At 67.6% G+C, this 21614-nt stretch carries 20 protein-coding genes; 7 read left to right on the forward strand and 13 right to left on the reverse strand.

The features are described 5' to 3' along the window. Positions 1 to 89: 89 nt before the first annotated feature. From U4Y91_RS17365 to U4Y91_RS17390, 6 genes are all read right to left on the reverse strand, one after another. Positions 90 to 1052 carry a cyclase family protein gene (locus tag U4Y91_RS17365; protein ID WP_321806060.1) on the reverse strand — a complete coding sequence of 321 codons (963 nt, stop codon included), beginning with the start codon at positions 1050 to 1052 and terminating at the stop codon, positions 90 to 92. A gap of 20 nt (positions 1053 to 1072) precedes the next feature. Then, positions 1073 to 2188 carry an alkene reductase gene (locus U4Y91_RS17370; RefSeq protein WP_321806061.1) on the reverse strand — a complete coding sequence of 372 codons (1116 nt, stop codon included), beginning with the start codon at positions 2186 to 2188 and terminating at the stop codon, positions 1073 to 1075. A gap of 64 nt (positions 2189 to 2252) precedes the next feature. Further along, the gene (dkgB, locus tag U4Y91_RS17375) at positions 2253 to 3059 is read right to left on the reverse strand and encodes a 2,5-didehydrogluconate reductase DkgB (protein WP_044845844.1); all 807 of its coding nucleotides are present in this window, start codon (positions 3057 to 3059) and stop codon (positions 2253 to 2255) included. A gap of 146 nt (positions 3060 to 3205) precedes the next feature. After that, complete coding sequence (locus tag U4Y91_RS17380) at positions 3206 to 4174, reverse strand: LLM class oxidoreductase (RefSeq protein WP_321806062.1); 969 nt, start codon at positions 4172 to 4174, stop codon at positions 3206 to 3208. 16 nt (positions 4175 to 4190) lie between these two features. Further along, entirely contained in the window at positions 4191 to 4514 is a 324-nt protein-coding gene (locus tag U4Y91_RS17385) for a MoaF-related domain-containing protein (protein ID WP_321806063.1), read from the reverse strand. Between the two features lie 29 nt (positions 4515 to 4543). After that, the gene (locus U4Y91_RS17390; RefSeq protein ID WP_321806064.1) at positions 4544 to 5746 is read right to left on the reverse strand and encodes an MFS transporter; all 1203 of its coding nucleotides are present in this window, start codon (positions 5744 to 5746) and stop codon (positions 4544 to 4546) included. Positions 5747 to 5847: 101 nt separating this feature from the next. On the opposite strand from U4Y91_RS17390, the gene U4Y91_RS17395 reads away from it, so the two are divergent. Next, a complete protein-coding gene (locus U4Y91_RS17395) occupies positions 5848 to 6792 on the forward strand; it encodes a LysR family transcriptional regulator (RefSeq protein ID WP_321806065.1) in 945 nt (314 codons plus the stop codon). Positions 6793 to 6975: 183 nt separating this feature from the next. On the opposite strand, the gene zwf is transcribed toward U4Y91_RS17395, so the two are convergent. Next, the gene (gene zwf, locus U4Y91_RS17400; protein ID WP_321806066.1) at positions 6976 to 8451 is read right to left on the reverse strand and encodes a glucose-6-phosphate dehydrogenase; all 1476 of its coding nucleotides are present in this window, start codon (positions 8449 to 8451) and stop codon (positions 6976 to 6978) included. Positions 8452 to 8654: 203 nt separating this feature from the next. Between zwf and U4Y91_RS17405 the strand changes: the two genes are divergently transcribed. Further along, positions 8655 to 9233, forward strand: a complete 579-nt coding sequence (locus U4Y91_RS17405) for a TetR/AcrR family transcriptional regulator (RefSeq protein WP_321806067.1) — start codon at positions 8655 to 8657, stop codon at positions 9231 to 9233. Between the two features lie 188 nt (positions 9234 to 9421). Continuing rightward, complete coding sequence (locus tag U4Y91_RS17410; RefSeq protein WP_321806068.1) at positions 9422 to 10297, forward strand: SDR family NAD(P)-dependent oxidoreductase; 876 nt, start codon at positions 9422 to 9424, stop codon at positions 10295 to 10297. A gap of 111 nt (positions 10298 to 10408) precedes the next feature. Here U4Y91_RS17410 and U4Y91_RS17415 read toward each other — a convergent pair whose 3' ends face one another. The 3 genes from U4Y91_RS17415 to U4Y91_RS17425 form a co-directional block, all read right to left on the reverse strand. Then, positions 10409 to 10987 (reverse strand): peroxidase-related enzyme, encoded by a 579-nt coding sequence (locus U4Y91_RS17415; RefSeq protein WP_321806069.1) that lies wholly within the window; start codon positions 10985 to 10987, stop codon positions 10409 to 10411. 109 nt (positions 10988 to 11096) lie between these two features. Then, positions 11097 to 12080 (reverse strand): MDR family oxidoreductase, encoded by a 984-nt coding sequence (locus tag U4Y91_RS17420; protein ID WP_321806070.1) that lies wholly within the window; start codon positions 12078 to 12080, stop codon positions 11097 to 11099. A gap of 46 nt (positions 12081 to 12126) precedes the next feature. Then, a complete protein-coding gene (locus U4Y91_RS17425) occupies positions 12127 to 12765 on the reverse strand; it encodes a TetR/AcrR family transcriptional regulator (RefSeq protein WP_321806071.1) in 639 nt (212 codons plus the stop codon). 228 nt (positions 12766 to 12993) lie between these two features. Between U4Y91_RS17425 and U4Y91_RS17430 the strand changes: the two genes are divergently transcribed. Then, positions 12994 to 14184, forward strand: a complete 1191-nt coding sequence (locus tag U4Y91_RS17430) for a M20 aminoacylase family protein (protein WP_321806072.1) — start codon at positions 12994 to 12996, stop codon at positions 14182 to 14184. 63 nt (positions 14185 to 14247) lie between these two features. Beyond that, positions 14248 to 15579: an MFS transporter gene (locus U4Y91_RS17435; RefSeq protein ID WP_321806073.1), complete on the forward strand. Its 1332-nt coding sequence runs from the start codon at positions 14248 to 14250 to the stop codon at positions 15577 to 15579. Positions 15580 to 15804: 225 nt separating this feature from the next. Here the strand turns inward: U4Y91_RS17435 and U4Y91_RS17440 are convergent, their stop codons facing one another. Beyond that, positions 15805 to 16593 carry an IclR family transcriptional regulator gene (locus tag U4Y91_RS17440; RefSeq protein ID WP_321806074.1) on the reverse strand — a complete coding sequence of 263 codons (789 nt, stop codon included), beginning with the start codon at positions 16591 to 16593 and terminating at the stop codon, positions 15805 to 15807. Between the two features lie 226 nt (positions 16594 to 16819). Between U4Y91_RS17440 and pcaF the strand changes: the two genes are divergently transcribed. Continuing rightward, complete coding sequence (gene pcaF / locus U4Y91_RS17445) at positions 16820 to 18022, forward strand: 3-oxoadipyl-CoA thiolase (protein WP_321806075.1); 1203 nt, start codon at positions 16820 to 16822, stop codon at positions 18020 to 18022. Between the two features lie 102 nt (positions 18023 to 18124). Here pcaF and U4Y91_RS17450 read toward each other — a convergent pair whose 3' ends face one another. Together U4Y91_RS17450 and U4Y91_RS17455 are read right to left on the reverse strand one after the other, a co-directional pair. Further along, positions 18125 to 18601, reverse strand: coding sequence for a DUF523 domain-containing protein (locus tag U4Y91_RS17450; RefSeq protein ID WP_415750471.1), 477 nt, complete (start codon positions 18599 to 18601; stop codon positions 18125 to 18127). Between the two features lie 114 nt (positions 18602 to 18715). After that, positions 18716 to 19276 carry a GNAT family N-acetyltransferase gene (locus U4Y91_RS17455; RefSeq protein WP_321806077.1) on the reverse strand — a complete coding sequence of 187 codons (561 nt, stop codon included), beginning with the start codon at positions 19274 to 19276 and terminating at the stop codon, positions 18716 to 18718. A 537-nt stretch (positions 19277 to 19813) separates the two neighbouring features. Here U4Y91_RS17455 and U4Y91_RS17460 point away from each other — a divergent pair. After that, the gene (locus U4Y91_RS17460; RefSeq protein WP_321806078.1) at positions 19814 to 21358 is read left to right on the forward strand and encodes a methyl-accepting chemotaxis protein; all 1545 of its coding nucleotides are present in this window, start codon (positions 19814 to 19816) and stop codon (positions 21356 to 21358) included. The last annotated feature ends 256 nt before the right edge of the window (positions 21359 to 21614 follow it).

Here is a 21614-nt window from a genome sequence, read left to right on the forward strand (position 1 = left end):
AACGGCGCCGCCGGCCGAAGCGGGCGGCGCCGGAAAGGGAAACCGTCGTTGCGGGCCGCCGGCAACCGGTCGACGAACGGCCCGCGCGATCAGCGGATCGCGACCGGGTTGATGTTGACCTGCGTGGAGCCGACGTACAGCGGCTGGCCGAGCACGAACAGGAATTCCCACGCGTTGTCGCGCACCAGCGCGCGGCTGTCGATCAGCTCCAGGTTGTAGATGCCGCGCTTCGCGAGCATGTACTGATTGATCGGGAACTCGTCCTTCGTGTGCGGATTCGGATAGACCTCGGACGCCCACGTGTCGCCGCCGAACGCGACGATGCCCTGGTCGGCGAGCCACTTCGCGGCTGCCATGCCGATGCCCGGCTCGACATCGAGGAACTGTTTGTTGTCCTTGCCGATCAGCTCGAGCCAGCCGGTATTGAACAGCACGACGTCGCCCTTGCGCAGCGTCAGCCCTTCCTTCTTCAGTACGGCCTGGATGTCGGCGACCGTGAATTCGGTGCCGCCCGGCACGATCGGCTTGCCGTAGTAAGCGGTCATGTCGAGCACGACGCCGCGCGTGACGATCGGCGGCACTTTCTCGACGCCGAGCTTCTTCACGCCGTCGACGGTCACGAAATCGGCCGCCTTGTTGCCGTTGTAGTACACGTTGTCGATGCCGATGTGGCCGATGCCGTTCAGCTGCGTGCCGACGCCGGTCCATGCGTTGACCAGTTCGTCGTTGAACGTGAACTTGTTCGGGCCGAGGCTCTTGCCGGCCTGCTGGCCGACCTGCACGTTGTACAGCCGGAAGCTGCGGTGGCGGAATGCCGGCAGGTCCTTGTCCACCGGCACGGCCAGCGGATAGGTCTTGCCGGCCTTCACGAGGCCGACCGCCTGCTTGACGACGTCGGGCGTCAGCAGGTTGGCCGCGCCGATTTCGTCGTTCGCGCCGTACACGGACGGATACCAGTCGGCCGCGGGTGCGGCCGGCGCGGCGTGCGCTGCCTGGGCCGCCGTGAACGGCAGGATCGCGGCGAGCGCGAGCCGGGCGAGCGTTGCTTTCATGCCAGATTCCTTCGGATCATTTACGCCGCGGCTTGCGCGAGCGTCGGATAGTCGGTCAGGCCCTGTGCGCCGCCGCCGAACAGCGTATTGCGGTCGTGCGGCGTGAGCGCGGCGCCGGTGCGCAGGCGCTCGGGCAGGTCGGGGTTCGCGACGAACGGGCGGCCGAAGGCGACGAGGTCGGCCCAGCCGGCGGCGATCGCTTCGCGGGCGCGCTCGGCGGTGTATGCGCCGGCGTAGATCAGCACGCCCGGGTACGCGGCACGCAGCTGCTGCTTGAATTCGACCGGCATCAGCGGCGCGTCGTCCCAGTCGGCTTCCGCGATGTGCAGGTAGCCGACGCCGAGTTCGCCGAGCAGCTTCGCGGCGGCGAGGTAGGTCGTTTCGGGATCGTCGTCGACGCAGCCGTTCAGCGTGGTCAGCGGCGCGAGGCGGATGCCGACGCGCGACGCGTCGCCGGTGCCTTCGATCAGCGCCTGCGTGACTTCGCGCAGGAAGCGCAGGCGGTTTTCCAGCGAGCCGCCGTACGCGTCGGTGCGCGTGTTCGCGTTCGAGTCGATGAACTGGTTCACGAGGTAGCCGTTCGCGCCGTGCAGCTCGACGCCGTCGAAGCCGGCTTCGATCGCGTTGCGCGCGGCGGCGCGGTACTGATCGACGATCTCGCGGATGTCGTCGACGGACAGCGCCCGCGGCTCGGAGGCCTGCACGAAGCCCGGCGTGCTGCCGTCTTCACCGGCGATGAACACGTTCACGCCCTTCGCCTGGAGCGGCGACGACGACACGGGTTGCCGGCCGCCGAGCAGGCTCGTGTGGCTCAGCCGGCCGACGTGCCAGAGCTGCGCGAAGATGCGACCGTGCGCGGCGTGGACGGCGTCCGTCACCTTGCGCCAGCCGGCGACCTGCGACGGCGTATGGATGCCGGGCGTCCATGCGTAGCCCTTGCCGAGCGGCGCGATGTAGGTGCCTTCGCTGACGATCAGGCCCGCACTCGCGCGCTGCGCGTAATACGCGGCCATCAGTTCGTTGGCTTCGTCGCCGGGCTGGCTCGCGCGCGAGCGCGTCATCGGCGGCATCACGATGCGGTTCGGCAGCGTCAGCGCGCCGAATTGCAGCGGTTGGAACAGCGGGTCCTGGGTCATGATGGATTCCTGTCGGTGCCGCGGCCGGCTGGCCGCGAACGGGTCGATTGAGGGTGCGGCGCGCTTAGTCCCACGTCGGCGCGAGGCCGGCCGGATCGACTTCGCGGCCGTTGCGCTCGAGCGCGGCGATCTGCGCCATGTCTTCGTCGGTGAGGCGCAGCGTCTGCGCGAGCAGGTTGCTTGCGAGGTTCTCGCGCTTGGTCGACGACGGGATCACCGAGTAGCCGAGCTGCAGTGCCCAGGCCAGCGCGACTTGCGCCGGCGTCGCGTCGTGACGCTGCGCGATCGCGCCGATCACCGGGTCGCCGAGCACCTTGCCGTACGCGAGCGTCATGTACGACGTCACGTGGATGCCTTCGGCGTTCAGGAACTCGACCAGCTTGCGGTTCTGCAGGTACGGGCTCAGTTCGATCTGGTTCGTCGCGATCGCATCCTTGCCGACCACCGCGATCGCTTGCTTCGTCAGTTCGATGTTGAAGTTCGAGATGCCGATCTGGCGCGTGAGGCCCTTCGCCTTGGCTTCGGCGAGCGCAGTCATGAATGCCTCGAGCGACACGCCGTTGTCCGGGGCCGGCCAGTGGATCAGCGTCAGGTCGACATAGTCGGTGCGCAGCTTGCGCAGGCTCTCCTCGAGGCTCGCCACCAGCTTTTCCGGTGCGTAGTTGTCGACCCAGATCTTCGTCGTGAGGAACAGGTCTTCGCGGCGCACGCCCGACGCGGCGATCGCTTCGCCCACTTCGGCTTCGTTGCCGTAGATCTGCGCGGTGTCGATCGCGCGGTAGCCGACTTCGAGGCCGTTACGGACCGAGTCGATCACAACCTGGCCTTGCAGGCGGAACGTACCGAGGCCGAACGCGGGAATGTTGCTCATCTTGTGCTCCTGAAAGGGGAACGGTTGCGGTATGGAAGTCATTCTGGCGTTTGATACTGATGAGATAAACGCCTCTAGAGGTCAAAAATATTTGATTTAAAGTCAAATATTGGTCGTGGGTCGAGCCGGCTGCCGGCGTGCCTTCGTCAGGCCGTAGCCGTGCGCGCGTTCGTGTCGGCAGCGTCGTTCGCATTCGCATGGAATGCCGGCAGCACGTCCGACGCGATCTCGGCCATCGTCTCGTCGAGCGGACGGCGGTTGCGGCGGAAATGCAGGCCGATGTGCTGCACGCCCGCGTCGCGCATCGCCGCGAGTTCCTCTGTCAGCGCGATGCGCCCGGCGCGCGCGCCGAAGCGGTGCCGCTGCAGCGGCTCGTGCGGATCTTCCGCGAGGTCGAGGTGGATGAAGCTCACGTACGGCTTGTCGCCGGCCACCGCGCGCCAGTTCGCGACCCGTTTCAGGTGATCGTCCGGCGTGCCCGGATACGCGAGGCAGCCGTCCATGTGTTCGCCGATCCAGGCGGGCGTCTGCTGCGCGAGACCCGCGACGAGCAGCGGCACCGGCGAGCGCGCGGCCGGCAGCACGTCGAGGCCCGGCGGCAGGTGAGCGCGCGCGCCGTCGCGCAGCAGCGCGATCTGGTCGCGGAAATTCGCGCCGCGCGATGCGAAGTCGCGGCCGAACAGCGGATATTCGACCGGCCGGTCGCCGCTCGCGACGCCGAGCAGCAGGCGTGAGCGGCTCAGTTCCTGGATCGTCGCGGCCGATTTCAGCGTCAGCAGCGGTTCGCGCAGCGGCAGCACGACGGCCGCCGTGCCGAGCAGGATGTCGCGCGTGATGCCGGCGAGGTAGCCGAGATACGAGAAGGTCTCGAACACCTGCGCGGCGTCGCCGAACGACGGGTCGTACACCGGCACGTCGCGCACCCAGAGCGCGCGGAAGCCGAGCGTGTCGGCCAGTTGTGCGAGTTCCGCGTGAATTTCCAGGTCGGGCACGCCTTGGCGGCGGCCGTCATGCTGGCGCTTCGCGTCGCCGGCCGGCGACCAGTCGTTGTCGAGCGGCAGTTCGATGCCGATGCTGAAGCCGCCGGCGGTGAGCTTGTCGAGTGAGGTGGACATGGTCGGGCGTCTCCGTTCAGACCGCGCGCAGGCTGCCTTCGAGCCGGTAGAAATCGAGCGACGACGCGGTGAAGAACGAGCGCGACGTGCCGGCGGAGAAATCGTCGATGTGCACCACGGTTGCACGATCGGCTTCCTGCCACGAGATCGCATAGGTCTCGCCGGCGACGTGCTGCCACGTGTAGGCGACTTCGCCCTTCGCGCCGGCGTATGCGCCTTCGGTGATCTCGTAGCGCATGTGGAGGCCGTCCTCGTCATAGGCGTTGAGGGCGGTGAGCCCGTCGTAGCGGACTTCGAACGTCTTGCCGGCGAACGGCGGGCGTTGGGTCGATGCGTTCATGCTGAGTAGCTCCTGCAAAAAGTTGACGTTCAATGGGCGAGTTCGACGGGTTCGGCCGTGCGTTCGGGCAGCCCCTGGCCGCGGTCGAGGCGGCCGCTCAGCGCGGTCAGCGCGAATGCGCCGAGCGTGACGGCGGCGGCGATCCACGGCGTATGGCCGAGGCCGACGTTCGCGACGATCAGGCCGCCGAGCGACGAGCCGCCCGCGACGCCGAGGTTGAACGCGGCGATGTTGAAGCCCGAGGCGACGTCGGTGGCGTCCGGCGCGAAGTGGCGCGCCTGCTTGACGACGTACACCTGCAGCCCCGGCACGTTGCCGAACGCGACCGCGCCCCACGCGAGCATCGTCAGCACCGCGAGCCACTTCACGTGCACCGTGAAGGTCAGCGCGAGCAGCACGATCGCGAGCAGCAGGAAGATCCGCTTGAGCGCCTTGACCGGGCCGACGCTGTCGGCGAGCTTGCCGCCCCACACGTTGCCGACCGCGACCGACACGCCGTAGCCGACGAGCACCAGGCTGACCTGCGACGGCGTGAAGCCGGCGATCTGTTCGAGCAGCGGCGCCATGTAGGTGAACGCGATCAGCGAGCCGCCGTAGCCGACCGCCGTCATCGCATAGACGAGCAGCAGGCGCGGCTGGGCGAGCACGCGGAACTGGCGGGCGAGCGGCGCCGGCGGCGTTTGCGGAAGACCGCGCGGCACGAACGCCACCGCGCCGAGGAACGCGACGAGGCCGAACAGCGCGACGATCAGGAACGTCGCGCGCCAGCCGAAGTGCTGGCCGATGAAGGTGCCGAGCGGAATGCCGGCGACGAACGCGACGGTCATCCCGCTGAACATCGTCGCAATCGCGCTGGCGGCCTTGTCCTTCGGCACGAGCGTGGTCGCGATGATCGAGCCGACCGAGAAGAACACGCCGTGCGCGAGGCCGGTGAGCACGCGCGCGACGATCAGCGATTCGTAGGTCGGCGCCTGCCAGGCGACGAGGTTGCCGACGGTGAAGAGCGCCATCAGCGCGGCGAGCAGCGTCTTGCGCGGCACGCGGCCGGTGAGCGCGGTGAGGAGCGGCGCGCCGATCGCGACGCTCAGCGCGTAGAGGCTGACGAGCAGGCCGGCCGACGGCAGGCTGACGCCGAGATCGGCGCCGATCGTCGGGATCAGCCCGACGATCACGAATTCGGTCGTGCCGATGGCAAAGGCGCTGATGGTCAGCGCAAGCAGGGCGAGTGGCATGGCGGGATCCTGGTTCCAGTGAGGATGGATCGCAGTGTGCCGCCTTTACTTTTGCGGAAAAACTGGTCTATAAACCAAATTGTTTTGATTTCAGATCAACAATGAAGATCACCCTCGACGAACTCCAGGCCTTTGCCGCCGTGGTCGACACCGGTTCGATCACCGCCGCCGCCCAGCAGCTCGACCTCACCGTGTCGGCCACGAGCCGCACGCTCGCGCGGCTCGAGGAGAAGCTGAAGACCACGCTGCTGCGCCGAACTACGCGCCGGCTCGAACTGACCGAAGAGGGGCGCGCGTTCCTGCAGGAGGCGCGCGCGATCATCGAATCGGTCGAGAACGCCGAGGAGCAGATGCTCGCGCGGCGCGAGATGCCGTCGGGGCGGCTGCGCGTCGATGCCGCGACGCCGTTCATGCTGCACGTGATCGTGCCGCTCGTGCGCGGCTACCGCGAACGTTTCCCGAAGGTCGACCTGGAGCTGAACAGCAACGAAGGGATCATCGACCTGCTCGAGCGGCGCACCGACGTCGCGATCCGGATCGGCCGGCTCAAGGATTCGACCCTGCATAGCCGGCGGATCGGCAACAGCCGGCTGCGCATCCTCGCGAGCCCCGCCTATATCGAAGCGCACGGCCAGCCGCGCAAGGTCGAGGAGCTCGAGAAGCACACGCTGCTCGGCTTCACGCAGCCCGAATCGCTGAACGTGTGGCCGATCCTCGGCGCGGACGGCGAGCCGAGCCGCATCGAGCCCGGTATCTGGTCGTCGAGCGGCGAGACGCTGCGGCAGCTCGCGCTGGAGGGCGCGGGCGTCGTGTGCCTGTCGGATTTCATGACCGCGCAGGATCGCGAGGCCGGGCGGCTCGTGCAGGTGCTCGCGCGGCAGACGCTCGACGTCGAGCAGCCGATCAACGCGGTGTATTACCGGAATACCGCGATTTCGTCGCGGATCGCGTCGTTCGTCGATTACATGATCGAGGTGCTGGGTGGCGGGAGCGGCGGCAGCGATGCGCCGGCGCGGCGCAAGGCGGCGTGGATGGGGACGGTGTAGCCGGGGACGCTGCAGCGTGGAGGCCGGGTGCCGTTCCGGCGCGGGACGGCTCAGGGGATTTCCTCTGGCCGAAGGTTACGGCCGGGAGGCGGGCGGTGTGCGGCGGGCGCCCTGATGTGACCCGGCATGCCAACGGCGCTCGCGTCGCCGGCATGCCATCGTGTGCTGCGCTTCTTAAGCTTCTTACGCTTCCTCGGACCACGACATGTTGTCGCGCGCCAGCAGCGCCGACGATGCCGCCGGCCCGAACGTGCCTGCGGTGTACAGGCGCGGCCGGTCGCCGAGCTGCTTCCAGCCGTTGAGGATCGGCTCGACCCACGACCAGGCGGCCTCGAGTTCGTCGCGGCGCATGAAGTGCGTGAGGCGCCCGCGGATCACGTCGATCAGCAGCCGTTCGTACGCTTCCGCGCGCCGTTCCGGAATCGCCTGCTGCAGGTCGAGGTTCAGGCTCACGGGAACCATCTTCATCCCGCTGCCCGGCTCCTTCGCGAGCATCTGCAGCTGGATCGACTCTTCCGGCTGCAGCTGGATCACGAGGCGGTTGCTGTAGTGGCGCGGGCCGGTCGGGATGATCGAGAACGGCATGTCGGCGAACTCGATCACGATTTCCGACTGGCGGCGCTGCAGCCGCTTGCCGGTGCGCAGGAAGAACGGCACGTTCGCCCAGCGCCAGTTGTTGATGTGCGCACGCAGCGCGACGAAGGTCTCCGCGTGGCTGTCCGCCGGCACGTTCTCCTCGTCGAGATAGCCCTTCACCGGCTGGCCGTCGACCGCGCCGGCCGTGTACTGGCCGCGCACGGTATCGCGCGCGACGTCCGACAGCGCCATCGGCCGCAGCGAGCGCAGTACCTTCAGCTTCTCGTCGCGCACCGCGTCCGGGTCGAGCGACACCGGCGGCTCCATCGCGACGATGCACAGCAGCTGCAGCAGGTGGTTCTGCACCATGTCGCGCAGCGCGCCGGTATGGTCGTAGAAGCCCGCGCGGCTGCCGACGCCGACCGTCTCCGCCACCGTGATCTGCACGCTGCGGATGCTCGGCGCCTGCCACAGCGGCCCGAAGATCGGGTTGCCGAAGCGCAGCACCATCAGGTTCTGCACGGTTTCCTTGCCGAGGTAATGGTCGATCCGGTAGATCTGCGATTCCGCGAAATGCTTGCCGACCGCATCGTTGATCGCCTGCGCCGACGCGAGATCGTGGCCGAGCGGCTTTTCGAGGACGACGCGCGAGCGCGCATCGACGAGGTGCGCGGCCGACAGGTTGTCGCAGATCGTCGTGAACAGCTCGGGCGACGTCGACAGGTAGAACACGTGGATCGCGTCGCTGCGCGCGGCTTCGGCGAGGCGCGCGTAGTCTTCCGGCGCGCTCACGTCGATCAGCACGTACTTGAACAGGTCGAGGAATCGGCTCCACGCGTCGGCGTCGAAGGCCTTGTCGTCGATGAACGGGCGCGATTGCTCGTCCATGAACTTGCGGTAGCCGTCGATGCCCCAGTCGCGGCGGCCGACCGCGATGATGCGCGTCTCCGGCGGCAGGTTGCAGTGCAGGTGCGCCATGTACAGCGCGGGCAACAGCTTGCGGGCGGCCAGGTCGCCGCCGCCGCCGAAGATGATCATGTCGACGGGTTGGTCGGCTTCGGTCTGGTTGGGCTTATTCGTCATGAGTGGTTCGCGGTCTGAAGCGGTGTGAGCGTGGAACGAACGGCGAGCGCCGGGCGCCGGTGGGTTGGCGCGCCAGTACGTGAAAACGCTAATAGTGCACGCTTTTGATCGATTGCGGATGGGTTCCCGCGTATGTAACAGGGCTTGCATGACCTGCGTTGGCGCGATTATGATTGAGCGCTCACTCATTAAAGGAATCGAACGTGGCCCGACCGCGCAGTCCCGACAAGCACGATGCCATCCTCGCCGCTGCCGCCCGCGCGCTCGCGGAGGACGGTGCGAGCGCGACCACCGCGCGCATCGCGCGGCTCGCCGGCGTGGCGGAAGGCACGGTGTTCACCTATTTCGAGACCAAGGATGCGCTGCTGAACGCGCTGTACCTGAGCCTGAAGGCGGACATGCGCGACGCGATGATGACCGGGTTTCCGGAGCACGCGCCGGCCGAACAGGCGATGCTGCATGCGTGGAACGGCTATGTGTCGTGGGGCGTCGCGAACCCGGACGGGCGGCGCGCGCTGCAGCAGCTCGGCGTGAGCGGCCGCATCGACGACGCGCATCGCGCGGCCGGTGCCGAAGGCTTCGGCGCGATCAGCGCGTTGCTGCGTGCGCAAGTTGCCGCGGCGGGCGGGCTGCAGACCGACGACGCGCATGCGTTCTGCGCGGCGTTGTTCACGTCGATCGCGGAAACGGCGATGGAGTCGATCGCGCGCGACCCGGCGTTGGCCGATGCGTACCGCGAGGCCGGGTTTCGCGCGCTGTGGGCCGTGTTGCACGCGGTGTGAACGGCGATCGGCGTGACGGAAAGCTGAAGACGGGTGATCGGCGGCGCCTCGGGTTCGGGCATTGCCGCACCGACGGAAGGCGGTTTTCAGGCAGGGCGAGGCGCGGTGAAAACGATCGTCTCATCGCCCATATTAATGAGTGAGTAATCATTCATTTTGTGATTTCAACTTTGTCGAGGAGTGGGAAAATGTCGAAAGTCTGGCTGGTAACAGGGGCCGCACGCGGCCTGGGGCGCTCGATCGCGGAAGCGGTGCTGGCGGCGGGCGATCGTCTGGTGGCCGGCGCGCGCGATCCCGCGCGGCTCGCGGATCTGGAAGCACGGTACGGCGACCGGCTGCTGCCGATGGAACTCGACGTGACCGACGCGGCGGCGGCGGCGCATGCGGTGGCGGCGGCCCGCGACGCGTTCGGCCGCATCGACGTGCTGGTGAACAACGCGGGCTACGGTCATACGGCACCGTTCGAGCAGATGGGCGCCGACGACTTCCGCGACCAGATCGAAACGAACCTGTTCGGCGTGGTCAACCTGACGCGCGCGGTGCTGCCGACGATGCGCGCGCAGCGCGCGGGCCACATCTTCCAGGTGTCGTCGGTCGGCGGGCGCACGTCGACGGTTGGCCTGTCCGCGTATCAGGCCGCGAAGTGGGCGGTCGGCGGGTTCAGCGACGTGCTGTCGAAGGAAGTCGCGCCGTTCGGTGTGCGCGTCTGCACGCTGGAGCCGGGCGGGATGCGCACCGAATGGGCCTCGGAGGCGAAGCGCGAGGTCGACGGCCTGCTGCCCGACTATCAGCCGTCGGTCGGGAAGATGCTCGAACTGCTCGGCGCGTATGGCGGTCACGAGGTCGGCGATCCCGCGCGGATCGCGGCGCTGATCGTCGAGCTGTCGCGTCGCGACGACGTGCCGATGCGCTTGCTGCTCGGCGGCGACGCGCTGTTCGTGTGCGAGCAGGCGGAAGCGCAGCGCGCAGAGGAGGCGGCGCGGTGGCGCGATACGACGCTGTCGACGATGTTCCCGGACGCGAAGCTGCCGGATGGGCTGCAGGCGTTGAAGCAGGTCGGGTAAGCCCGGGAGCCGGGGCAGCGCGGGTTCGCGCGAGCGTCGCGCGGCGACCGGAGGAAGACCGGGCGCATGCACGCCCCGGTCTTCGACGGCGATCGCCGTTGCCGGCGGCCCTCAGCGCCCCAGCGCGTAGAACTCCGCGTTCGGCCGCATGTTCGTCACGTTCGCGATGCGGTTCGACATCCCGAAGAACGCCGAAATCGCTGCGATGTCCCACGCGTCCTCTTCGGTGAAGCCATGCGACTTCAGCGTGTCGAAGTCCGCTTCGCCCACCTGGTGCGCGATCTGCGAAACCTTCATCGCGAAGTCGAGCATCGCCTTCTGCCGAGCGGTGATGTCGGCCTTGCGGTAGTTGGTCGCGACCTGGTCGGCGATCAGCGGATCCTTCGCGCGGATGCGCAGGATCGCGCCGTGCGCGATCACGCAGTACTGGCACTGGTTCACGCTGCTGGTGGCCACGACGATCATTTCGCGTTCGGCCTTGGTGAGGTTGCCCGGCTTGTCCATCAGCGCGTCGTGATACGCCATGAACGCGCGAAACTCGTCCGGGCGATGCGCGAGCGTGAGGAACACGTTCGGGATGAAGCCCGACTTTTCCTGGACGGCCGCGATCCGTTCGCGAATGTCGTCGGGCAGGTCTTCGAGCGCGGGCACCGGAAAGCGGCTGACGGGCGCGTGGTCTGCAGCGGTCATGAGGTCTCCTGGATAAAGCGGCACGGGCGAGCGCGATTCGCGCGCCACCGGCCGGGTATGAAACGATGCGTCGCCGTCGCCGTCGCCGTCGCCGTCGCCGTCGCCGGCGTCATGCGTTGACGTCCACGACGATGCGGCCGCGCACCTTGCCGCCGATCAGGTCCTCGGCGAGCGGGATGACATTTGCGAGGCCGACCTGATGGCTGATGGTGCCCAGTTTCTCGACATCGAGATCGGACGCGAGCCTGCGCCATGCCTCCAGACGCTCGGCGCGCGGGCACATCACGCTGTCGATGCCGACGAGCGTCACGCCGCGCAGGATGAACGGCGCGACGGTCGCGGGGAAGTCCATGCCGGCGGCGAGGCCGCAGGCCGTCACGACGCCGCGATAGCGCGTGGTTGCGCACACGTTGGCGAGCACGTGGCTGCCCGCGACGTCGACCGCGCCCGCCCAGCGTTCCTTGCCGAGCGGCTTGCCGGGCGCGCTGAATTGCGACCGGTCGAGAATCTCCGCCGCGCCGAGCTGGCGCAGATAGTCGGCATCGGCCGGGCGGCCGGTCACGGCGACGACGCGATACCCGAGCCGCGCGAGGATCGCGGTGGCGACGCTGCCGACGCCGCCGGCCGCGCCGGTCACCACGATCTCGCCATCGTTCGGGCTCACGCCATGCCGTTCCAGCGCCATCACGCACAGCATCGCGGTGTAGCCGGCCGTGCCGATGGCCATCGCCTGTTGCGGCGAAAACGCGGACGGCAGCGGCACCAGCCAGTCGCCGTCGACGCGTGCCTTCTGCGCCAGGCCGCCCCAATGCGTTTCGCCGACGCCCCAGCCGTTCAGCACGACGCGGTCGCCTGCCCGGTAGTCCGGATGCGTGCTGTGTTCGACCTCGCCGACGAGGTCGATGCCCGGCACCATCGGAAATTTGCGGACCACCGGGCTCTTGCCGGTGATCGCGAGCCCGTCCTTGTAGTTCAACGTCGAATAGCCGACCCGGATCGTCACGTTGCCCGCAGGCAGCTGCGCGTCGTCCAGCGTCTGCAGCCGCGCGTGCTGGCCGGTCTCGTCCTTGTCGATCACGATGCCCTGGAACATCCGTCCTCCTTTCTAGACCGATCGTCTAGTTAATGGGGAAAAAAACTCAGCGGCGAGGCAATCCATTGAAGAAAAACTGGGCGAACAGCGCGAGCGGCACGTCGCTGCGTTCGAGTTTCGCGCGCAGCACGGCGCCTTCCCAGCCGATCCAGAAGAACGCGGCCAGCTCGGCGGGATCGGCCGAGGCCGCCAGTTCGCCGGCTTGCTGTGCCGCGACCAGGCAGTCGGCCAGACGGCGCTGCCAGTCCTCGAACGTCTCACGCAGGCGCGCGCGGAAACGCTCGGGCAGCGCGCCCATTTCCTGGCCGAGGTTGCCGATCAGGCAGCCTCGGCTGTATTCGTAGCGGGCCATGCCGTCGCGCGCATCGTCGACGAACGCGCGCACGCGCGCCAGCGGCGCGAGCCCAGTCTGGTTGAAATGGCGGTCCAGCTTGCGCGCGAAGAACTCGGCGTAGCGATCGATCAGCTCGAGGCCGAACGCTTCCTTGCTGTCGAAGTAGTGATAGAAGGAGCCCTTCGGCACGCCGGCGCGCCCGAGGATCTCGTCGAGGCCGGTGGCGGAAAAGCCCTTTTCGGTGAGCACCTCCAGCCCGGTGCGCAACAGCATGTCACGTGTCGCGACGAGGTCTTCGTGCTGCTTCGGTGGCCTGCCGCGGCGGCGCGGCGGATCGGTTCGAACGTCCATGGGCGAATAATAGACCGTTCGTCTCAAAAATCAACGGCGGGCATGTCGATCGCGCCGGGCGAACGCATGCCGGCGACCTTTGCCCGCGTTAACCCTGATTAATAAAGCTTATCGCGGTGAAAAATTCCGCATCTTATTGAACCGATATCGGCTCGCTATAGTGGCTCGCTTTCCCGCACGCACCGTTTGCGTGCGGCTGACACGCTGACGATCAGCAGGAGCCGCTTGATGACCACCGACGCCCGATTCACCGAAATCGAGGATCTGATGCCCGCCGCCAGCGGGCTGCGCGAGATCCGCCATCACATTCACCGCCACCCGGAACTCGCGTACGAGGAGCACGAAACGGCGGCGCTCGTCGCGGACAAGCTCGCGAAGTGGGGCTGGCAGGTGACGCGCGGGGTGGGCAAGACGGGCGTGGTCGGCACGCTGCGCGTCGGCGACGGCACGCGCAGCATCGGCATCCGCGCGGACATGGACGCGCTGCCGATCCTCGAGGCGACCGGCCTGCCGTATGCGAGCGGCACGCACGGCAAGATGCACGCGTGCGGCCACGACGGCCACACGACGATGCTGCTCGGTGCCGCGCAACACCTCGCGAAGACGCGCAATTTCTCCGGCACCGTGCACCTGTATTTCCAGCCGGCGGAAGAGCACGGCGTCGACAGCGGCGCGAAGAAGATGATCGACGACGGCCTGTTCGAGCGCTTTCCGTGCGATGCGGTGTTCGGCATGCACAACCATCCGGGCGCGGCGCCCGGCGTATTCCTCACGCGGCGCGGCCCGTTCATGTCGGCGGGCGACAAGGCGATCATCTCGATCGAGGGCGTCGGCGGGCACGCGGCGCGGCCGCACCTGACGGTCGATCCGGTGGTTGTCGCGGCCAGCATCGTGATGGCGCTGCAGACGATCGTCGCGCGCAACGTCGACCCGTCGCAGCCGGCGGTCGTCACGGTCGGCTCGATGCACGCGGGCACCGCGAACAACGTGATCCCGAACGGCGCGCGCCTCGAACTCAGCGTGCGTTCGTTCAGCCCCGACGTGCGCGCGCTGCTCAAGCGCCGCATCGTCGAGCTCGCCGAGTCGCAGGCCGCGAGCTACGGCGCGACCGCGCACGTCGAGTACATCGAAGGCTATCCGGTCGTCGTCAATACGGATGCCGAAACGGATTTCGCCGCGCAGGTCGCGCGCGAACTGGTCGGCGACGCGCATGTGGTCGAGCAGGCCGACCTGCTGATGGGCAGCGAGGATTTCGCGTTCATGCTGCAGCAGCGGCCCGGCTCGTTCGTGCGGCTCGGCAACGGCGAAGGCGAGGACGGCTGCATGGTGCACAACCCGAAATACGACTTCAACGATCGCAACCTGCCGATCGGCGCGGCGTTCTGGACGCGTCTCGTGGAGCGTTACCTCGGGCAGTAACCCCGGCGGCGGCACGCGACGAGCGGCCGGCGCTTCCGGCCGCATTGAGAGGAGAGACGAACGATGCAGAAAGACCATCTCGCGCTGCACCCCGCGTCGACGGGCGCCGCCGAAACCGATGCGCGCGGCGCGCGGGCCGTCACGAAGCGCGGCGCGATCGCGGCGGCCGTGATCGGCAACTGGCTGGAGTTCTTCGATTTCACCGTGTACGGCTTTTTCGCGGTGCTGATCGGCAAGCTGTTCTTCCCGTCGAGCGATCCGACCACGTCGCTGCTGCTGTCGGTCGCGACGTTCGCCGCCGGTTTCTTCACGCGGCCGCTCGGCAGCGTCGTGCTCGGCGTCTATGCGGACCGCAAGGGCCGCAAGGCCGCGCTGAACCTGACGATCATGCTGATGGCGCTCGGCACCGGCCTGATCGCGATCGCGCCGACCTACGCGCAGGTCGGCGTGGCCGCGCCGCTGCTGGTCGTCGGCGCGCGGCTGATGCAGGGCTTCTCGCAGGGCGGCGAGTTCGGCGCGGCGACGTCCACGCTGATCGAGCAGGGCGGCACGTCGCACCGCGCGTTCCGCGCGAGCTGGCAGCTCGCGACGCAGGGCGGTGCGGCGCTGATGGGTTCGGGCTTCGCGGCGCTGCTGTCGAACACGCTGACGAAGGACGCGCTCGAGGGCTGGGGCTGGCGCCTGCCGTTCCTCGTGGGCGTGCTGATCGCGCCGGTGGGCATGTACTTGCGCCGCCGGCTCGCGGACGATGCGCCCGGCGACAACCATCACGGGATCGAACGCGGCGTGCTGCGCGAACTGTTCTCGCAGCACACGCGCACGGTGCTGCTGCTGATGCTGACGGTGATGGGCGGCACGGTGTCGACCTACATCCTGACCTTCTACATGCCGACCTATGCGATCCATACGCTCGGGCTGCCGATGAAGCTGTCGATGTTCGTCGGCGTCGCGTCGGGCTGCGTGATGCTGGTGACGTGTCCGCTGTTCGGCTGGCTGTCGGACCGCCTCGCCAGCCGGCGCCTGCCGATCTTCGTCGGGCGCGGCGTGCTGGTGCTGCTGCTGTTCCCGGCGTTCTGGCTGATGAACCATCATCCGACGCTGTCGGTGATCCTGCCGCTGACCGCGCTGATGCTGCTGTTCTATTCGCTCGGGTCGGCATCCGAAATGGCGCTGATGTGCGAATCGCTGCCGCGCCATGTACGCGCGACGGGCATCTCGATCGCGTATGCGCTCGCGGTGACGATCTTCGGCGGCACCGCGCAGCTGGTCGCGACCTGGCTGGTGAAGACGACGGGCAGCAAGCTCGCGCCGGCCGGCTACGTGGCCGCGTGCGTGGTGCTGTCGCTGATCGCGGTCGCGATGCTGCGCGAGACGGCGCGCGAGTCGATGGACTGATGCGGGATGCGCTGTCCGAAGCGACGCGGTGCAATTTCGTTCTCGTCAAATTGACGGGGCTGTGCCGCATCCCTAAATTGGGCGATGCGGAGGGGGCTCCGCGTTCCGTGAGAAGGACGTTGCAAGCAGAGTCTGAGGGTTGAGCGGGCGGCTTATGCCGCCCGTCTTTATATCCGCGCTATCCACGAATGACCGTGTTGCCGATCCGGCGGGCGAAGTCACCGCTCACCCGCGCCGCGCGACCAGTTCCGACACCGTCTGCGCGGCCTGCTGCAGCGGCCCGAGAAACTCCTTCACCATCTGCTTCGCGGTGTGCCGCTGCGCGTTGCCGCTGATGTTCATCGCGGCGATCACCTGCCCGCGCCGGTTGCGGATCGGTGCGGAGATCGACATCAAGCCCACTTCGAGTTCCTGGTCGACCACGGCCCAGCCTTGCTGGCGCACCTGTGCGATCGTCGCCTTCAGTTCGCCGATGTCGGTGATCGTGCGCGGCGTATGCGCGCGGATGCCGCTCTGCGCGAGCGTTTCGTCGAGCGCCGCGTCGTCGAGCGCGGACAGCAGCACGCGGCCCATCGACGTGCAGTACGCGGGCAGGCGGCTGCCGATCGACAGGTTGATCGTCATGATCTTGTGGGTCGGCACGCGCAGCACGTAGACGATCTCGGTGCGGTCGAGCACGGCGGCCGAGCAGCTTTCGTGGATCTGCGCGGACAACTGCTCCATCACCGGATCGGCGAGATTCCAGAACGGCATCGACGTGAGATACGCGAAGCCGAGCTCGAGGATCTTCGGCGTGAGCCGGAACAGCCGGCCGTCGGCCTCGACGTAGCCGAGCGTCTGCAGCGTCAGCAGGATCCGGCGTGCGCCGGCGCGCGTGAGCCCGGTGGCCGAGGCGACCTCGGTGAGCGTCTGCTCCGGGCGCTGGGCGTCGAATGCGCGGATCACCGCGAGGCCGCGCGCGAACGACTGCACATAGGAGTCGCCCGGTTTCGTCTGGATGTCTTCGGTTGTCATGAACGGTCGGATTGTCGTGCAGCCGAGAAGATAGCGCATGGGGCCTGACACGCCAACCGCACTGCGGACCGGGCGCTTGACAGGTCGTCCCCGCACTCCCTATGATGCGTTGAACGTTCGATACACGATCTTATGTTCGTATATAGAACATTTAAGCGCATCCCGGCGGGCAAAGCAAGGGGCGCGTTTCACTCACTTCCCAGCTTGCATGAGACCGGAGACACTGATGACCGAAGCTTTTCTGTGTGATGCGATTCGTACCCCGATCGGCCGCTACGGCGGCGCGCTGTCCGGCGTGCGCGCCGACGACCTCGGCGCGGTGCCGCTCAAGGCGCTCGTCGAGCGCAACCGCGACGTCGACTGGACGGCGATCGACGACGTGATCTACGGCTGCGCGAACCAGGCCGGCGAGGACAACCGCAACGTCGCGCGCATGTCCGCGCTGCTCGCGGGTTTGCCGGAAGGCGTACCGGGTTCGACGATCAACCGCCTGTGCGGTTCCGGGATGGACGCGGTCGGCGTGGCTGCGCGCGCGATCAAGTCGGGCGAGGCCGCACTGATGGTGGCTGGCGGCGTCGAAAGCATGACGCGCGCGCCGTTCGTGATGGGCAAGGCCGCCAGCGCGTTCGCGCGCCAGGCCGACATCTACGACACGACGATCGGCTGGCGCTTCGTCAATCCGCTGATGAAACAGTTGCATGGCGTCGATTCGATGCCGGAGACGGCCGAAAACGTCGCGGTCGACTACAACATCAGCCGCGCCGATCAAGACCTGTTCGCGCTGCGCAGCCAGCAGAAGGCCGCGCGTGCGCAGCAGGACGGCAGGTTTGCCGAGGAAATCGTGTCGGTCACGATTCCGCAGAAGAAGGGCGATCCGGTCGTCTTTTCGCGTGACGAGCATCCGCGCGAAACATCGCTCGAGACACTCGCGAAGCTGAAGGGCGTCGTGCGCCCGGACGGCTCGGTGACGGCCGGCAACGCGTCGGGCGTCAACGACGGCGCCGCCGCGCTGCTGCTCGCCAACGCGGAAGCCGCGAAGCGCTTCGGCCTGACGCCGCGTGCGCGCGTGCTCGGCATCGCGACGGCCGGCGTCGCGCCGCGCGTGATGGGCATCGGCCCGGCGCCGGCTACGCAGAAGCTGCTCGCGCGGCTCGGGATGACGATCGACCAGTTCGACGTGATCGAGCTGAACGAGGCGTTCGCCTCGCAGGGTCTCGCGGTGCTGCGCATGCTCGGCGTCGCCGACGACGATCCGCGCGTGAACCCGAACGGCGGCGCGATCGCGCTCGGCCATCCGCTCGGCGCGTCGGGCGCGCGTCTCGTGACGACCGCGATGTACCAGCTGCATCGCACCAACGGCCGCTTCGCACTGTGCACGATGTGCATCGGCGTCGGCCAGGGTATCGCGATCGCGATCGAACGCGTCTGATCGCGTGATGCGGCGAAGCGCGCGGAATGCGCGCCGCTTAGCCGTACCTTTCCGGACGATGTGGCCGGCACGAGAAGATCGTCGTGTCGGCCACATCGTCATTCAGCCTTGTGATAGTCGCGCGACGCGTGCCGCGAGCGCGTCGATCTCGGTGTCCGCGAACACCTCGATGCCATGCTGGCGCAGCAACGCCGCCGTCACCCCGGCGCCGGCATGCCGCCGGCCCGCAAAACCCCCGTCGTAAATGAAGCTGCTTCCGCACGACGGACTGCCGTCCGCCAGGATCGCGAAGCGGCAATCGTGTGCGCGTGCCAGCGCGAGCGCGGTGTGCGCGCCGTCGACGAACTGAGCGGTCACGTCGGTGCCGTGCACGTCGACGATGCGCGCCGCACCCGCCAGAACGCGTTGCCCCGATTCGCCTTCCGCGATCTCGGCGGGCGGACGCGGCACGCTCAATCCTCCCGCCAGCTCCGGACACACGGTCACCAGACGCCCTTCGCGCTGCCACCGTGCGAGCGCTTCATGCGCGGCGGTTTTCGCCGAGCCGTTGTAGCGGACCGGGTGACCGAGCACACACATGCTGACGAGAATCTTCGGCGTGGCGGGCGGTGACGGTGCGTTCTGCAATGTCGTTCTCCTGGTGGGCGGCGTCGTGCAAGCGGAAAGTCTACGCGCCGGTGGCGTTCGCGCGCGTCACGCAGTCGGCGCTTCCAGATGGATGTCTTCGGGCTCGAGCGCGTACAACGCCGGGTCGGGCGATGCGCTGACGGTGAAGCCGAGGCGCAGGTAGAAGTCGATCGTGCGCTGCGACGGCGTCGCGGACACGTAGAGCCGTTCGGCGCCCATCGTCCGTGCCTGCGCGCGGGCCGCGCGATAGAGATGCGCGCCGAGCCCGCAACCGCGCCAGTCCCGGCTCACGTGCAGGAACTTCAGCTGCAGCATGTCGCGTCGCGGGCCGAGCGGATCGGCGTCCACGATGACCGCCGCGACCAGCCGTGTGCCGTCGAACATGCCGAGACACCAGCCGCCGCGATCGTGGCAGTCGAGCAGGATCGGCGTGTAGTGCTCGGCTTCGCCGTCGGGCCAGCCGCGCACGTCGTAGAAGTCGGGGACGAGCTGCAGTTCGCCGTCGCGCAGCGCGTACAGATGATGGATGATCTCGCGCCGGTCGATGGTCCAGACGAGCGGCAGTTCGTCGCGGGTGAGCAGGCGTGCCGAGAGTGCGTCGCGTTCGGTGGCGGTGCGGCGTGTCATGCGGTGGTCCGGTGTGCAGCGCGTTGCGTGTGGTTGGGTGTGTGCGGCCGCGTGCCTGCTGCGTCGCCGCGCATGTCGTGTGTTTGCGGAACGCGCATCGTGTCGCGATCGAGGAAAAGGGCGGCCAGATCGTGTCTATCGCCGTCATGCGCAGCCCGTGCCGTATTCCCGGGCGGCCGATTCAATTGAAGCCGGGATTTTTTCACCGAGTTCAAATGCCGGTCGAATGGAGCCGATCAGGCAAAATCGTTTCGCTGCGTGCAACGACTGCGTAGATTGGCTCGTTGCGCGAGGTTATTCCATCAAGCATCGGTTCACTTCCGCAAAGCGTCGGACGTGATTATCGCCGGATAACTTGATCGAAATCATGCCGATGGCCGAATTCGATCTTTCATGTGCTTCCGGATTAAGGTTTTTCCGGAGCTTGCCGACAGTAGGGACGAGACCGTCGTAAAGCGATAAACCGTTTTTCGGCTACTGAGCGTGATTTTCGCGCCGCGCGGATCCTGCAGCCGGATCCGCCTTTCGGAGCCCTGCATGCGCAACAACCAGCCTGTCACCCAACAAGAATTCGAATTTCCCGACGACGTCACGCTGATGTCGACCACCGATGCGGACAGCATCATCACATACGCGAATACGACGTTCGCGCACGTGAGCGGCTACTCGACCGACGAACTCGTCGGTGAGCCGCACAACGTCGTGCGGCACCCGGACATGCCGAAAGCGGCGTTCGCCGACATGTGGGCGACGCTGAAGAACGGCGAACCGTGGACCGCGCTCGTGAAGAACCGCCGCAAGAACGGCGATCACTACTGGGTGCGCGCGAACGCGGTGCCGGTGATGCGCGACGGGCAGCCGACCGGCTACATGTCGGTGCGCACCAGCGCGCCGCGCGACGAGATCGCGGCGGCCGACGCGCTGTACCGCGCGTTCCGCGAAGGCAAGGCCGGCCAGCGCCGTTTCCACAAGGGATTGGTCATCCGAACCGGGCTGCTGCGCATCGCGTCGCTGCCGCAGACGATGTCGGTGCGCGCGCGCGTTCATTCGGCGCTGTGCGCGCTGGCGCCGGCCGTCGTCGGCGCGGGGTGGGCGTGCGGGCTGACCGGCGGCGGGCTCGCGGCGTTTGCCGCCGTGACGGCCGGTGTGGCGGCGGCGGCCGGCCTGTGGCTCGATGCGCAGATCGTGCGTCCGCTGAAGCAGCTGCACGACCAGGCGCTGAATGTCGCGACCGGCGCAAGCCGCCGCGGCGTGCGGATGAACCGCGTCGACGAGATCGGCATGACGCTGCGCACGATCAACCAGCTCGGGCTGATGTTCCGCTGGCTCGTCGACGACGTCAGCGAGCAGGTGCACAACGTACAGCGCGCGAGCAACGAGATCGCGCAAGGCAACAACGACCTGAGCGCGCGCACCGAACAGGCCGCGTCGAGCGTGCAGGAGACGGCCGCGTCGATGGCCGAGATGACGGCCACCGTCGACAGCAATGCGGAGACCGCGCTGCAGGCGAACCGGCTCGCGGTATCCGCGAGCGAGGCGGCCGAGCGCGGCGGGCAGGCGGTGAGCGAAGTCGTCACGACGATGAACGACATTACCGACAGCTCGCGCAGGATCGCCGACATCATCGGCGTGATCGACGGGATTGCGTTCCAGACCAACATCCTTGCGCTGAATGCGGCGGTCGAGGCGGCGCGCGCGGGCGAACAGGGGCGCGGTTTCGCGGTGGTCGCCGGCGAGGTGCGGGCGCTCGCGCAGCGCAGCGCGAACGCGGCGAAGGAAATCAAGACACTGATCGGCGCGAGTGTCGACCGGGTCGAATCGGGCGCACGGATCGTCGACGGCGCGGGCAAGACGATGGAGGACATCGTCGCGCAGGTGAAGCGCGTGTCGGATCTGATCGCGGAGATCAGCTCGTCGACGGCCGAGCAGAGCACCGGGGTCGCGCAGGTCGACCAGGCGGTCGTGCATCTGGACAACATCACGCAGCAGAATGCGGCGCTGGTCGAGCAGAGCGCGGCGGCGTCGGAAAGCCTGAAGCAGCAGGCGACGCGGCTCGTGGATGCGGTGAACGTGTTTCGGTAATCGTCGGGGGCGCGTGCTTGCGCGTTCCCGCCACCGCGAGGCGAGGCGAGGCGAAGCAAAGCAGGGCAAGGCGGCGAAATCTCCGATTTTCGTTTCGATTTGCAGGCATCAAGCATCAAACGAGAGGGATTCGCATTCGCGCTTCCGGATCGACTCGTGAATCCCGTCGGAACAAGTGCCGGAATAGTCACGCGATTGACGCCACAAGTATTTGATAGGACTGGATTTTTATTTACATATAAACAAAGTTTTCGGC

It is taken from the genome of Burkholderia sp. BCC1993 (assembly GCF_905339865.1).
Taxonomy (GTDB): domain Bacteria; phylum Pseudomonadota; class Gammaproteobacteria; order Burkholderiales; family Burkholderiaceae; genus Burkholderia.